Below are 13,924 nucleotides of genomic sequence, written 5' to 3'. Positions count from 1 at the left end.
TGCTGCAGGTTTGCCTGGACCTAGGGTTTACTTGGGATCAGCACTATTTGCGCAGGTACATGGCGAATGATCTGACGTTCAACTTTCAGATCGAACGCCGGATCGAGTTTTTTCACCCGCTTGCTGATCAGCGTGGACAGCCATGGGAAGTCCGCTGTGCGCGGAACCTGCAGACTGACAGCACACTGGTAATTGACGATATCTTGCGCGATCAAATTCAGTTGATGGCGAAGTTTCGCAATATCCTCGATGTTAAGCGTAACTGTGGTGCTCTCAGCGGCAGGGTCGATAACCCTGGCCGGTGGCCTGGCCTCGGCAGCCTTGAGTGCGGCTTCGGCTTTATCCAGTTCGGCCTTGCGCGCATGGGCAATGGCACTGTTGACACCGCCGGTCAGCGCTGGAGCCGTGGGCATCAAGGCGCGGGCGCGGCTCAGTGCCGTGGCAGCAGCGTTGACATCACCTTTTTGCAGCACGATCTGACTGCGTTGCAAGTAGGCTTCTGCCAGTTGACGCTGGTATTGCACCAATTGTGGATCATCCGGCGTTTGCTTCTGCAAGGTAGCCAGTTGATCTTCAGCGGTCGCGAGTTCGCTGCTGGCCAGGTTTTGCTCCAGCTGTGCGATGGCCGTAGCGCGCGCATCCGGGACAGGTGTGTCGCCGGAGGGTGTGCTTTGGCAGGCGCCCAGCAGCAAGGAAAATGCGGCCAGGAGCAAGTAACGGGAGTTGAACAGCTTCATTCCTGCGGCTCTCTAAGTGCGCAAAAAACGAGCAAGTCTACACCCCTCGACGGGGCAGAACAAAACTCAGCAGAAACAGTGCCGCGGCACACACCACAATTGATGGTCCCGCCGGCGTGTCTTTGAACCATGAAAGTGCCAGGCCACCACACACCGCCAGCATTCCCAGCAAACTGGCACCCAGGGCCATCTGCTCCGGAGAGCGGGCGTGGCGCTGGGCAGCTGCTGCCGGGATGATCAGCAAGGACGTGATCAATAACACGCCGACAATCTTCATTGCTACGGCAATAACAATTGCGATCAACAGCATCAGCGTCATGCGCAACGCCGCTACCGGCAAGCCTTCAACAGTGGCCAGCTCTTCATGCACGGTGATCGCCAGCAGCGGCCGCCACAGCGCCACCAGCAATGCCAGAACCACAGCGCTACCGCCCATGATCCACATCAAATCGTTGGGGCTGATGGCCAGCAGATCACCAAACAGATAAGCCATCAGGTCGATTCGTACTTCATGCATGAAGCTTAGTACGACCAGCCCGAGGGACAAGGTGCTGGGTGCAAGTATTCCGAGCAATGTGTCAGATGCCAACGGCTGGCGCTGTTGCAAGGTGACCAACAGGACTGCCAGCAGCAGACAGCCGACAGTCACGGCAATGGTAGGGCTGACATCCAGCAGGAACCCCATCGCCACCCCCAGCAAAGCCGCATGGGATAGCGTGTCGCCGAAATAGGCCATTCGTCGCCACACCACAAATGAGCCCAGGGGGCCGGCGACGATCGCCAGGGCCAGACCTGCCAGCAGGGCGTAAAACAGAAAATCAGCCATGCTTGCAGCCTTCTCCATGAACGTGGGCGGGTGCCGTTGTGGCGTCTTCGCTGACCACCGAACCATGCAAGTCATGGGCGTGGTCATGATGGTGATGATAAATCGCCAGGCTCTGTGCGTTTTTGCCGAACAGTTCGACGAAAGCCGGGTCATTGCTGACTTGTTCCGGGTGGCCCGAACAGCAGACATGGCGATTGAGGCAGACCACCTGGTCGGTGGTGCTCATGACCAGATGCAAATCGTGGGACACCATCAGCACGCCACAGCCATGGCGGTCGCGCAGGCGGGTAATCAGGCTGTACAGCTCGGCCTGGCCAGCGACATCGACGCCCTGTACCGGCTCGTCAAGCACCAGCAACTCCGGTTTGCGCAGCAGGGCGCGGGCCAGCAGTACGCGCTGCATTTCGCCACCGGACACACTTTGCACGGGGCTGTCGATGACCTTTTCGGCGCCGACTTCTTTCAGCGCGGCAAGGGCTTGCGCCCTGTCCACACCCGGCACCAGACGCAAAAAGCGTAAAACCGAGAGCGGCAATGTCGGATCGACGTGCAGTTTTTGCGGCATGTAGCCGACCCGCAACCTGGGTTTGCGCCAGACGCTGCCACTGGTGGGCTTGAGCAGGCCGAGCACGGCTTTGACCAGTGTGGTTTTGCCGGCGCCGTTGGGGCCGATGAGGGTGACGATCTGGCCCGGCTCGACACTCAGCTCGATATTGTCGAGCACGTCTTGCCCGGCGAAGGTCACGGTGACCCGGTCCAAACGTATCAGTGCAGCGCTCATCAGGCCTCCCGGCAACCCGAACACAAACCGACCACTTCGACGGTCTGGCCTTCGACAGTAAAGCCGACATCCAGCGCACTGTTGATGATTGCGTCGCTGATGGTTTTTTGCTCGAGTTCGATGGCGGCATGGCAGTTGCGGCAGATCAAAAACTGACCCTGATGCGCGTGCTCGGGGTGGCTGCAACCAATAAAGGCGTTCAGTGAGGCGATGCGATGCACCAGGCCGTTCTCCAGCAGAAAATCCAGCGCCCGATAGACGGTCGGTGGCGCTGCCCGGCGGCCGTCCTGCTCGCTGAGTACTGCCAGAATGTCGTAGGCGCCCAGCGGCTTGTGACTTTGCCACACCAGTTCCAGCACCCGGCGGCGCAGTGCAGTCAGGCGCAAACCCTTTTGCGCGCACAGCACATCCGCTTCGCTAAGGGCGCTGTGGACACAATGGGAGTGGTCATGGGGACGACTGGCAAGCGGTGTAATAGGCATGGGCGGCGACGATTTTTGAGAGAGACGTTATTATGTTACCTGTTTCAACCACCATGAGTGCTCATCGTGCCCCGTCTTTTTTCTATTTTTCTTGCTCTAACCGCCAGTTTGGCCGTAATTGGCCCGGCCCGGGCCGAGGTCAGCGTGTTGACCAGCATCAAACCCTTGCAGCTGATTGCGGCTGCTGTGCAGGACGGCGTGGGCCATCCCGAGGTGCTTTTGCCGCCCAATGCTTCGCCGCATAACTATGCCCTGCGTCCTTCCGACGTACGGCGCGTGCAGTCGGCTGATCTTTTGTACTGGATTGGCCCGGACATGGAAGGTTTCATGCCGCGGGTGATCAAAACCCGCACTTTGCCATCGGTGGCGGTCTACACGCTGCCTGAGCTTAAGCTTCGTCATTTCTCCGAAGATAGCCACTCCCATGCCGAAGATGCGGCCGAACACGACCACGATCACCGTCCTGGAACGCTGGATGCGCACCTGTGGCTGGCCCCGGCCAACGCCCGTGTGATCGCGGCCAAAATGGCGGCTGACCTGAGTCAGAAAGACCCGGCCAACGCTGCCCGGTATCAAGCGAATCTGGCGGCTTTCAATCAGCGTCTGGACGCCCTGGATGCGCGCCTGAAAACACGTCTGGCGGGGATTTCCGACAAGCCGTTCTTTGTATTCCATGAGGGCTACGACTATTTCGAAAGCGCTTACGGCCTAAAGCATGCGGGTGTTTTCAGCGTGGCTGCAGAAGTACAGCCAGGGGCCCAGCACGTCGCCGCCATGCGTAAGCGTCTGCAGGAAGCGGGCAAGACCTGCGTATTCAGTGACCCGCCTTTGCGTCCGCGTCTGGCAGACACCCTGACCGCCGGCTTGCCGGTCAAGTTGGCTGAGCTGGATGCCCTGGGCGGCTATACCCCGGCGACGGCGCAGGGCTATGAGCAACTGCTGGAGAAGCTGGGCAATGACCTGGCGGGCTGCCTGGAAAGCTTGTAACCCCGCACCAATAGAGCCTGCAGGAGCGCGCCTGCTCGCGAGCATTTCAATTACACACAGCTCGCCAGCAGGCTCGCTCCGGCCTTACAGGGCAAAAGGCAGATGAACTGTCACTGTCTGGTGCACGGCCAGACGGCGTTCGAATTCGCCCGGATCGTGAATCAGCACGTCTTGCCCGGCAAAGGTATGGGCCGCGATCAGGCGCGACAGCCAAAAGCGCACGCATGCGACCCGCAGCATCGTCGGCCACAATTGGGCTTCGCTTGCAGTAAACGGGCGCAGTGCGGCATAGGCACCGAGTAAGGCGCGGGCGCGCGGGGCGTCAATCTTGCCGTCTTCGTCAGCGCACCAGTCATTCAGGGCGATCGCAACGTCATACAGCATCGGGCCTGAGCACGCGTTGTAAAAGTCGATCAGGCCGGTCAGATGCGTGCCTTCAAACATGGCGTTATCGCGGAACAGGTCGCCATGCAGGTTGGCCCGGGGCAACGCGAGGATCTGCTCTTTATGCGCGCTGATTTCAATCAACGCGTTTTGCAGCAATTGTGCCGCCTCAGGTGACAGATCGGCCATTAGTGCAGGCCCTTCTGCCAGCATCCAGTCCAGCCCGCGGTCAGTCTTGCGCTCCAGCACCTTGTCGCGGGTGGCCACATGCAAGTGACCAAGCAGCTCGCCGACCTGGGCGCAATGCTGGGCATTGGCTTCACGAATATGTTTGCCCGCCAGGCGCGGTTGCAGCAGCGCCGGTTTGCCCTTGAGTTCACGCAGGGCCTGGCCGTCGACGGTACGCAGGGCGAAAGGCACCGGCAGTTCTGCGCTGTGCAGCACATCGAGCAGTTCGATGAAGAACGGCATCTCTTTGATCGGGCCACGCTCAACCAGGGTCAGGACATATTCGCCCTGCTCCAGACTGATGAAGTAATTGGTGTTTTCGCTGCCAGCGGCAATCCCCTGGAAATCGAGCAGGCGGCCAAGCCCGTAAGGCGCAAGAAAAGTTTCCAACTCGGTGCGAGTCAGGGGCGTGAATACAGACATGGTTTAAAACTGCCAGTACGGGCGCCGCGTTGAGTCGGCGCCGATTAAAGTTAAGACGCTATTTCCATTCGAAGATTTTCCACGATGGAATCAGCATATCCGGCTGGTCGGAACGGATGAAATTGGCATCAGTACCATCAGCGCGCACTAAAAAGTACGGCGGTGCTCCTTTTGGGGTGACCTTGATGGCATAGAGAAAACCGTTTTGACGGTATTCCTGGATCGTTTTATCGCCTTCCGTGCGAATGGTTACGTCTGGGTCAGCTGTGACTGCTTCATCGGCTGCGAAGGTTAGCAGCGGAGTGAATGCAAACAAGCCGGTCAGCAACAGGCGATTTAGTGTGCGCATGATAACCTTGTCCCTTTGTCGTCATTGGTCCGGACATTCTAGCGCCGGACTCGCCGAAAAGGTTGATCCTGCTCATGAGCCAAGCTCCCCTCGTCCTGGTGGACGGTTCTTCATATCTGTACCGCGCCTTCCATGCGCTGCCGCCGCTGACTACGTCCAAGGGGCTGCCGACAGGTGCCGTGAAGGGCGTGCTGAACATGCTTAAAAGCCTGCGCAAACAGTACCCGGACAGTCCGTTTGCGGTGGTTTTCGATGCCAAGGGCGGAACATTTCGCGATGAAATGTTCGCCGAATACAAGGCTAATCGCCCAAGCATGCCCGATGACATGCGGGTCCAGATCGAGCCCCTGCACGCCAGCGTTATCGCGCTGGGTTTCCCTTTGCTGTGCGTCGAAGGTGTCGAGGCCGACGATGTCATCGGCACGCTGGCCCGCAGCAGCGCGGCGGCAGACCGCCCGGTAGTGATCTCGACGGGCGACAAGGACATGGCGCAACTGGTCGATGGCCACATCACCCTGGTCAATACCATGACCGGCAGCGTGATGGACATCGAGGGTGTGAAAGAGAAGTTTGGCGTTTCGCCCGAGCAGATCATCGATTACCTGGCCCTGATGGGCGACTCGTCCGATAACATTCCCGGGGTTCCGGGCATTGGTCCGAAGACCGCATCCGGCTTGCTGGTGGGTGTGGGCGGCGGTCTGGTCGACCTCTACGAGAAGCTCGATATCGTGCCGACCTTGCCGATCCGGGGCGCCAAAAACCTCCCGGCCAAGCTCGAAGAACACCGGGAAATGGCGTTTTTGTCGTACCGGCTCGCCACGATCAAAATTGATGTGCCATTGGATATCGGTCTTGAAGACCTGCACCTCAAGCAGCCAGATTGCGAAAAGCTGATCGAGTTGTACACCGAGCTGGAATTCAAAAGCTGGATTGCCGAGGTGGAGCGCGATGCCAAGCGCGCCGGCCAGGTCATTGTTCATGAAGAGCCTGCGCCGCCTGCTGAAGAGCAGCAGTACGAAACTATCCTGGATCAGGCGCGCTTTGACGTATGGCTGAAAAAGCTTAACGACGCCAAGTTGATTGCTTTCGATACTGAAACCACCGGCCTGGATGCGCAGCAGGCGCAGTTGGTGGGGCTGTCGTTTGCAGTCAAGCCGGGCGAAGCGGCCTACATTCCGCTGACCCACTCCTATATGGGCGTGCCGGAGCAACTGGATCGCGACTCGGTATTACGAGCCCTCAAACCGCTGCTCGAAGACCCGGCCAAAGCCAAAGTGGGCCAGCACGCCAAGTTCGACATGAACATCCTGGCCAACTGCGCCATCGGTGGTGATCAGGCCTGCGGGATCATGGTGCAGGGCGTCGCTTTTGACACCATGCTCGAATCCTATGTGCTCGACTCCACTGCCACGCGTCACGATATGGACAGCCTGGCGCTGAAATACCTGGGCCATAGCACCACCAGCTTCCAGGACATTGCCGGCAAGGGCGTGAAACAACTGACCTTTGACCAGATCTCGCTGGAGCAGGCCGGACCTTACGCCGCTGAAGATGCCGACGTGACCCTGCGTTTGCATCAGGCACTGCACGAAAAACTGCTGGCGATCCCGAGCCTGAACAAGGTGCTGACAGACATTGAGATGCCGCTGGTGCCTGTACTGGCGCGCATTGAGCGCCAGGGCGCGCTGGTGGACGCCAACCTGCTGGGTATTCAGAGCGTTGAGCTGGGTGACAAACTGGTCGCGCTGGAACGTGAGGCGTTCGCCATCGCCGGCGAAGAATTCAACCTCAGCTCCCCCAAGCAATTAGGCGTGATTCTGTACGAAAAGCTCGGTTTGCCGATTATCAGCAAAACCGCCAAGGGCCAGCCTTCGACCGCTGAAGCGGTGCTGGCTGAATTGGCCGAGCAGGACTTCCCGTTGCCCAAGGTGCTGATGCAGTACCGCTCTATGAGCAAACTGAAAAGCACCTATACCGATCGCCTGCCTGAGCAGATCAATCCTCGTACAGGCCGGATTCATACGTCCTACCACCAGGCTGTTACCGCGACCGGACGTTTGTCCTCCAGCGATCCAAACTTGCAGAACATTCCTATCCGTACTGCCGAAGGCCGTCGGATTCGTCAGGCGTTTGTGGCGCCTAAAGGCTACAAACTGCTGGCAGCGGACTACTCGCAAATCGAGCTGCGGATCATGGCCCACCTGGCCAAGGATGAAGGATTGTTGCACGCCTTCCGCAATAACCTGGACGTGCACAGCGCCACTGCCGCCGAAGTATTCGGCGTCGAGCTGGGTGATGTCACTGTCGATCAGCGCCGTAGCGCCAAGGCAATCAACTTCGGCCTGATCTATGGCATGAGCGCGTTCGGTCTGGCCAAGCAGATCGGTGTCGACCGCAAACAGTCCCAGGCCTACATCGACCGCTATTTCGCCCGCTATCCGGGTGTTCTGGATTACATGGAGCGCACCCGCACCCAGGCGGCCGAGCAAGGCTATGTCGAGACCATCTTTGGTCGTCGCCTGTACTTGCCGGACATCAATGCAAAAAACCCGGCGCTGCGCAAAGGCGCAGAGCGGACTGCAATTAACGCCCCGATGCAGGGCACTGCGGCGGACATCATCAAGAAAGCCATGGTGGCTGTGGATAACTGGCTGACGGCTTCAGGCCTGGATGCCCGGGTCATTCTGCAAGTACACGATGAATTGGTGCTTGAAGTGCGTGAAGACCTGGTGGATCAGGTGCGCGATGAAGTGCGTATCCACATGAGCGAAGCCGCGAAGCTCGATGTGCCGCTGCTGGTTGAAGTGGGTGTGGGCAACAATTGGGATGAGGCGCACTAAGGGGCTGCAGGTGAAATTGCGGGCCTGTCAGTCAGGGAAAAACCGGGTTTATTGCAAATGGTTATTAGCCCTCTGGAACTAACCAGCCCTTCGCCACTCAGATTTACTGAATGGGTGGTGAAGCCCTTCAAAGCTCCTGATGTTGTGTTAAGTGTTGGCAGATATCTGGAGCGCGCCCTAGCGTTCCAGTACTTGAACCCCGAACTTCTTCCCCCAATACGAAGTCCGGGGTTTTTTTTGCCTGGGATTTCTTACTCGCTGGCCTCGACCACTTCTTCGCCTTTGTTCGGCAATTCCATCCAGCGTGCCAGCACGGTGTACGCCTCTTCCAGGCCCATGCGTTTCGGGGTGGAGAACAACTGGATGGTCACTGCATCGCCCCACTGCTTGCGAATATCAGCCTGGATTTTGAGCAGGGTATTTTTTGCTGCGCCGTACGTCAGTTTGTCGGCTTTGGTCAGCAAAATGTGCATCGGCATGCCGCTCGAAACGGTCCAGTCGAGCATCAACAGGTCGAAATCGGTCATTGGATGACGGATATCCATCATCAAAATCACGCCTTTGAGGCTTTCACGGCTGCCGAAATAGGCTTCCAGGTGACGCTGCCAATGCAGCTTCAGCGGGATTGGCACCTTGGCATAACCATAACCCGGCAGGTCGACCAGGCGACGTTCTTCGTCCAGCTGGAAGAAGTTCAGCAGCTGGGTGCGCCCCGGAGTTTTCGAGGTGCGCGCCAGGCTGGCATGGGTCAAAGTGTTGAGTGCGCTGGACTTGCCGGCGTTGGAGCGCCCGGCAAACGCGACTTCAAAGCCTTCGTCGTCGGGGCATTGATCAACTTTGGCGGCGCTGAGCATGAAGGTAGCCTGTTGGCACAGACCGAGAATGGGGTTCTTGAGTTGCATGGGATTTCCGATGTGAGCGGCGTCAGGAATGGACGCGGCGAGCGTGTCGTTTCCGTTTCAGTGGCGCCAGTATATAATGCCGCAGATTTTGTGTGCGCTTTGTCCCAGCGTAGGATGAAGAACACGGGAGCGATAAACCTAGGTTGCGCATTAGAACGCAGCAAGCTCCCAACCCTGAAAAGGTCGTTTTATGACGAAATGGCTGCTAGCTGCCGGTATCTTGATGCCACTTTAACAGCACTCAGGCTACACAGGATCCGGAAGCCGTGTACAACCGCGTTTGTATTGTCTGCCAGCTGGTCAACTGCCCGTAGCATCGAAATCCGGTGATCGGGAAGCCTCAAGGCCAAGGACAGGATGATATGGAAGCGCTGGTGCAACACGTGACCCAGGGTTTCAAGGCGATGCCGCCGCGTGGTTTGTGCATGGACTGCAGTGTCGAGGATTACCGGTCAACCATCCTGTGGGTGAACGAGTAAGCCCGGCCCATAACTCTTTAACCCTTAGCCGTAGTTGGATTAGCTGATGAACAAATTACTCGTGAGTCTGCTGTTGACCTTGGGCGTCGCCGGTATTGCCCAGGCTGCAGCCACCGCCGTTGTCGGCGATGCTGCTGCAGGTCAGGCAAAAACCGCTGTATGTGGCGCGTGTCACGGTCCGGACGGCAATAGCATGGCGCCAAACTTCCCCAAGCTGGCCGGGCAAGGTGACCGTTACCTGCTCAAGCAGCTGCACGAAATCAAGGACGGCAAGCGCCAGGTTCTGGAAATGACCGGTTTGCTGACCAACCTGAACGATCAGGATCTCGCGGATATCGCGGCCTATTACTCCAGTCAGAAAAACTCGGTGGGTGCTGCTGACCCGGCGCTGGTTGCCCGTGGCGAAGCCCTGTTCCGTGGTGGCGACCTGCAAAAAGGCATGCCTGCGTGCACCGGTTGCCACTCCCCGGACGGCCAGGGCAATGCTGCCGCCGGCTTCCCGCACCTGGGTGGCCAGCACGCCAGCTACATCGAGAAACAACTTACCGACTTCCGCGAAGGCGAGCGCACTAACGACGGTGACTCGATGATCATGCGCGGTATTGCTGCGAAGTTGAGCAACAAGGACATCAAGGCACTGGCCAGCTACATACAGGGTCTGCACTAAGGGTCGATCAGGCCAGGATGCAAGCCTTCGGCCGTGTTAACGATCGTTTAATCCTTGACTGTGAACCTGAAAGGGCAGCTTCGGCTGCCCTTTTTCGTAGCATCTGCCGCTACACTACCGAACTCAAGCCAGAACGGACCTGTCTGAAGACAGGTCACGTTGAAGCGACCTTATTTGCCCAGGAGTAAAGCATGCGTAATCTGATTCTCAGCGCCGCTCTCGTCAGTGCCAGTCTGTTTGGCATGACCGCTCAAGCTGCCGATGTACCGCTTGAAGCCGGTAAGACCTACGTCGAATTGTCCAACGCTGTTCCGGTTGCAGTGCCCGGCAAGATCGAAGTGGTTGAGTTGTTCTGGTACGGCTGCCCGCATTGCTTCGCGTTCGAACCGACCATCAATCCATGGGTTGAGAAGCTGCCGGCAGACGTTAACTTTGTCCGCATCCCGGCCATGTTTGGCGGCATCTGGGACGTTCACGGTCAACTGTTCCTCACCCTCGAAGCCATGGGGGTAGAAGACAAGGTTCATAAAGCGGTCTTTGAAACCATCCACAAGGCTTCCCTGAACGACAAGTCCGGGAACCTGCTGAAAACTCCGGAAGAAATGGCTGAATTCCTGGCGGCTCAAGGCGTGGATAAAGACAAGTTCCTGAGCACCTACAACTCCTTCGCCGTTGCCGGTGCGGTCCAGAAGGCCAAAGATAAAGCCAAGGCCTATCAAATCTCCGGCGTTCCGACCATGGTCGTGGATGGCAAGTACCGATTCGATCTGGGTACTGCCGGTGGCCCGGAACAGGCACTCAACGTGGCCGATCAACTGATCGCCAAAGAGCGGGCCGCCAAGTAACAGGGGGCCTTGCCGTGCGCGGCTGGAAAAGCAAACGCATCGTTGGCCTGCATGAACCGCAGGTCAACGAGGATCATCTGGCTACCTGCGGGCTGCCGGATGATCGGCGTTTGCGGCTGCTAAGTTTCAATATCCAGGTCGGTAACAGCACCCAAAGTTATCGTCATTACCTGACCCGCAGTTGGCAGCATGTACTGCCACACAAAGGGCGGGCCGGTAACCTGGACAAGATTGGCGACTTGTTGAGCGACTTTGATCTGGTCGCGTTGCAGGAAGCCGATGGTGGTAGCCACCGATCCGGCTACATCAATCAGGTCAAGTACCTGGCCCAACAGGGCGAATTCCCTTACTGGTATCAACAGCTCAATCGCAATCTGGGGCGACTGGCGCAGCATAGCAATGGCGTGCTCAGCCGCTTGCGTCCTACGGCGATTGAAGATCATCCCTTGCCCGGCCCTGCGGGTCGTGGCGCGATTTTAGTGCGCTTTGGTACCGGCCCTGATGCGCTGGCCGTCGTGGTCATGCACCTGGCGCTGGGGACTAAAGTACGAAACCTGCAACTGGCCTACATTCGCGAGCTGGTTAGCGGTTATCAGCACCAGGTGCTGATGGGCGACATGAACACCAATGCCACCGATCTGCTCCAGACCTCGCCCCTGCGTGACCTCGGTTTGCTGGCGCCACAAATGCAAGCCACTTTCCCCAGTTGGCGCCCGCAGCGCTGTCTTGATCATATTTTGCTCAGCCCCAGCCTGACCCTTGAGCGTGTGCAGGTGCTGGACCAGCCTATCTCTGACCATTTGCCGGTGGCAGTTGAAATCCGTTTGCCGGGAATGGTGGGTAGCGATTCACTGCCGATGTTGAGCGGCTCGCCTTCATGAGCTCCGACGACGCCAATCGCTGGAAAGAGAAGTACCTTTTAAGCATCGAGCGCCAAGACAAACTTGAGCGGCGCTGGAATGCGCGGCTCGACCTGCTGCGCAGGGGCCTGGTGCGCAGTACCCTGGCGGCGGAAGGGACAGACCGCACCGTTGATCAATGCATGAAGGAAATGCGCGAAGCGGTACGCACTGACGAGATGGACGCGGCATTGGCGACCTTGCTGCCCCGTCTCGAAAAAGCCGTACTCGACTCCGAACAACGCCGCGAAACCCGGGTTGCGCAAATCAGTACTGCGCTTAATACCCTGGTCACTCAACTGCAGGCGTTGCCGTTGCCCCGTGAAGTCAGCAAGCCGCTCAAGGCATTTGCCAGGCAGCTCGACAGCCGGGCTGGCCAGGCCCGTGAGATACCGCTGTTGCTGGACGAGTTGAGTAACTTGCAGGGACTTGCCCTGGCGCCGCAACGCCAGGCACCGGAATCGTCCAAACCGGGCTTGTTACAGCGTCTGTTCGGTGCTCAAGACCCAGACAAAACCCAGCCCGAAGTCGTTGCGGTACCTGCAGCACAAGCCACGACACCGCCAGTCATGCTGCAGCCGATGGTTGCCAAGTTGCCTGCAGCGCCGGTGTTGCCACAGGCTGAGAGCCAGCCGCCGGTGTCTGAGCAACCGCAACCGGCGCCAATGGAGCACGCGCAGTCCTTGCCTGAGTACGCGCAAAAGGCGCCTGAACAGCCCCTTGCCGTACTCGAAGTGCCCGCACCCGATGAGCCGGAAGAACAAGCTCTCTGCGGTGCCCTGGAGTCGGTGGTGGCTCTGGTCGATGCAGAGAACAGTCTGCCTGAGGCGCCGGTCGAGTCGCTCACCCTTGAACCTGACGACAGTGCTGAACTGCCTGAATCGGTAGACCCGGTTGCGGCTGCGCCGCCGGAGCCTGATACCGCCTATGCGCTGCCTGAAAGCCCGGAGCCCTCATACAGCTCGGTGGCGGCGCATATCGAGTCAACCCTGCTGGGTCTGCTAAGTGACCTGTCGTTGCCGGAGCATCACCGCCCGCAAGCCGAAGCCATGAAAGCTCGTCTTGAAAAAGGGCTCAACTGGTATGAGTTACTACCGATTCTCGACGATCTTGCAGTCTTGATGCTGGCCGTCACTGACAGTGACCAGCATGAGTTCGAGGCGTATCTAAAACAGCTCAACGAGCGGCTCGAGTCATTCCAGAACAGCCTTCAGGCGGCCAGTGAAGGGCACACTGAAGGTCGATCTGCCGCGGCTGACTTGAACAATCAATTGCGCGAACAGGTCGACGGGCTGCAAAACAGCGTTCAGGGCGCGGTTGACCTGAGCAGTCTCAAACACATTCTGGAAAATCGCCTGGAAGGCCTGCTGGGCACGCTGGATCAACACCAGCGGCAGCGTGATGCGCGCGAGCAAGACGTCGCAGCACACCTGCAAGCATTGGCCGAGCGGGTGGTGCAAATGGAGCAGCAGGCCCAGGACTTTCGCGAGCACCTGGAAGAGCAGCGGCAAAAAGCCCTGCTCGATCCCCTGACCGGTTTGCCCAATCGGGCGGCCTGGGGCGAGCGGCTGGCATTTGCAGTCGCACGCTGGCAAACACAGGGCAATCCGTTGCTGATCGCCATGCTCGATCTCGACCATTTCAAGCGGATCAATGATGGTTATGGGCATCTGGCAGGCGACAAAGTGCTCAAGATCATTGCCAATCAACTCCGCAGGCAACTGCGCCCGGGTGATTTTATCGCCCGGTTCGGCGGTGAAGAGTTTGTCCTGTTGATCCCTGACGCTACGCCGGCCATGGGCCTGGCGCTGCTCGAAAAACTGCGACTGGCCATTGCCGACTGTCCGTTCCACTTCAGGGGCGAGCCGGTAACCATCACCGCCTCCATCGGGGTCTCGGCGTTCAAGGCGGGTGACCGCAGCGAGTCTGTACTCAAGCGTGCAGACGAAGCCCTGTATCGGGCCAAGCATAACGGGCGAAATCGCATTGAGTCCGACCTTCAGGAGCTGCTCTGAAGGTCTGAGGGCTCAGGTTCAGATGCATCCGCAGCCAGTAAGGTATGCTGGTGTATTAACATTTTACTGTGTTGTGTCTG

13 protein-coding genes and 1 pseudogene are annotated in these 13,924 nt (G+C 58.5%); 7 read left to right on the top strand and 7 right to left on the bottom strand.

Translation table 11 applies throughout. The features are described from left to right. Positions 1 to 20: 20 nt before the first annotated feature. The 4 genes from EQV90_RS11855 to EQV90_RS11840 are packed head-to-tail and all read right to left on the bottom strand — an operon-like array spanning position 21 to position 2,826. Positions 21 to 737, bottom strand: a complete 717-nt coding sequence (locus EQV90_RS11855) for a PA5502 family lipoprotein (protein WP_003437696.1) — start codon at positions 735 to 737, stop codon at positions 21 to 23. Positions 738 to 774: 37 nt separating this feature from the next. After that, complete coding sequence (znuB, locus tag EQV90_RS11850; RefSeq protein WP_003437694.1) at positions 775 to 1,563, bottom strand: zinc ABC transporter permease subunit ZnuB; 789 nt, start codon at positions 1,561 to 1,563, stop codon at positions 775 to 777. Continuing rightward, positions 1,556 to 2,344, bottom strand: a complete 789-nt coding sequence (gene znuC / locus EQV90_RS11845) for a zinc ABC transporter ATP-binding protein ZnuC (protein ID WP_003437692.1) — start codon at positions 2,342 to 2,344, stop codon at positions 1,556 to 1,558. The genes znuB and znuC overlap by 8 nt, the downstream gene beginning before the upstream one ends. Next, on the bottom strand, positions 2,344 to 2,826 hold the full coding sequence (locus tag EQV90_RS11840) for a Fur family transcriptional regulator (protein WP_029612723.1): 483 nt from the start codon (positions 2,824 to 2,826) through the stop codon (positions 2,344 to 2,346). Before EQV90_RS11840 ends, znuC begins: the two co-directional genes overlap by 1 nt. Before the next feature lie 66 nt (positions 2,827 to 2,892). Here EQV90_RS11840 and EQV90_RS11835 point away from each other — a divergent pair, with 66 nt between their 5' ends. After that, positions 2,893 to 3,813, top strand: coding sequence for a zinc ABC transporter substrate-binding protein (locus EQV90_RS11835; protein WP_160626503.1), 921 nt, complete (start codon positions 2,893 to 2,895; stop codon positions 3,811 to 3,813). Between the two features lie 84 nt (positions 3,814 to 3,897). On the opposite strand, the gene EQV90_RS11830 is transcribed toward EQV90_RS11835, so the two are convergent. Next, a complete protein-coding gene (locus EQV90_RS11830; protein WP_003437685.1) occupies positions 3,898 to 4,848 on the bottom strand; it encodes a homoserine kinase in 951 nt (316 codons plus the stop codon). A 58-nt stretch (positions 4,849 to 4,906) separates the two neighbouring features. Next, the gene (locus tag EQV90_RS11825) at positions 4,907 to 5,197 is read right to left on the bottom strand and encodes a DUF2782 domain-containing protein (protein WP_003437683.1); all 291 of its coding nucleotides are present in this window, start codon (positions 5,195 to 5,197) and stop codon (positions 4,907 to 4,909) included. Between the two features lie 74 nt (positions 5,198 to 5,271). Between EQV90_RS11825 and polA the strand changes: the two genes are divergently transcribed. Then, the gene (gene polA / locus EQV90_RS11820) at positions 5,272 to 8,037 is read left to right on the top strand and encodes a DNA polymerase I (protein ID WP_127196659.1); all 2,766 of its coding nucleotides are present in this window, start codon (positions 5,272 to 5,274) and stop codon (positions 8,035 to 8,037) included. 251 nt (positions 8,038 to 8,288) lie between these two features. On the opposite strand, the gene yihA is transcribed toward polA, so the two are convergent. Continuing rightward, complete coding sequence (gene yihA, locus EQV90_RS11815; RefSeq protein WP_003437678.1) at positions 8,289 to 8,939, bottom strand: ribosome biogenesis GTP-binding protein YihA/YsxC; 651 nt, start codon at positions 8,937 to 8,939, stop codon at positions 8,289 to 8,291. 190 nt (positions 8,940 to 9,129) lie between these two features. On the opposite strand from yihA, the pseudogene EQV90_RS11810 reads away from it, so the two are divergent. The 5 genes and pseudogenes from EQV90_RS11810 to EQV90_RS11790 all read left to right on the top strand — a co-directional run bounded on the left by EQV90_RS11810 (position 9,130) and on the right by EQV90_RS11790 (position 13,844). After that, positions 9,130 to 9,418, top strand: a pseudogene (locus EQV90_RS11810) (c-type cytochrome). 46 nt (positions 9,419 to 9,464) lie between these two features. Beyond that, positions 9,465 to 10,085: a c-type cytochrome gene (locus EQV90_RS11805; RefSeq protein WP_003437669.1), complete on the top strand. Its 621-nt coding sequence runs from the start codon at positions 9,465 to 9,467 to the stop codon at positions 10,083 to 10,085. A gap of 191 nt (positions 10,086 to 10,276) precedes the next feature. Further along, positions 10,277 to 10,930 (top strand): thiol:disulfide interchange protein DsbA/DsbL, encoded by a 654-nt coding sequence (locus EQV90_RS11800; protein ID WP_003437668.1) that lies wholly within the window; start codon positions 10,277 to 10,279, stop codon positions 10,928 to 10,930. Between the two features lie 14 nt (positions 10,931 to 10,944). Further along, the gene (locus EQV90_RS11795) at positions 10,945 to 11,811 is read left to right on the top strand and encodes an endonuclease/exonuclease/phosphatase family protein (RefSeq protein ID WP_003437667.1); all 867 of its coding nucleotides are present in this window, start codon (positions 10,945 to 10,947) and stop codon (positions 11,809 to 11,811) included. Beyond that, positions 11,808 to 13,844, top strand: coding sequence for a diguanylate cyclase (locus tag EQV90_RS11790; RefSeq protein WP_240878131.1), 2,037 nt, complete (start codon positions 11,808 to 11,810; stop codon positions 13,842 to 13,844). Before EQV90_RS11795 ends, EQV90_RS11790 begins: the two co-directional genes overlap by 4 nt. Positions 13,845 to 13,924: the final 80 nt, after the last annotated feature.

This window comes from Pseudomonas sp. TMW22089, from assembly GCF_022496645.1.
GTDB classification, from domain to species: Bacteria; Pseudomonadota; Gammaproteobacteria; order Pseudomonadales; family Pseudomonadaceae; genus Aquipseudomonas; species Aquipseudomonas paraversuta.
The sequence above is the reverse complement of the archived record's forward strand: the minus strand, read 5'-3'. Positions and strand labels throughout refer to the sequence as shown.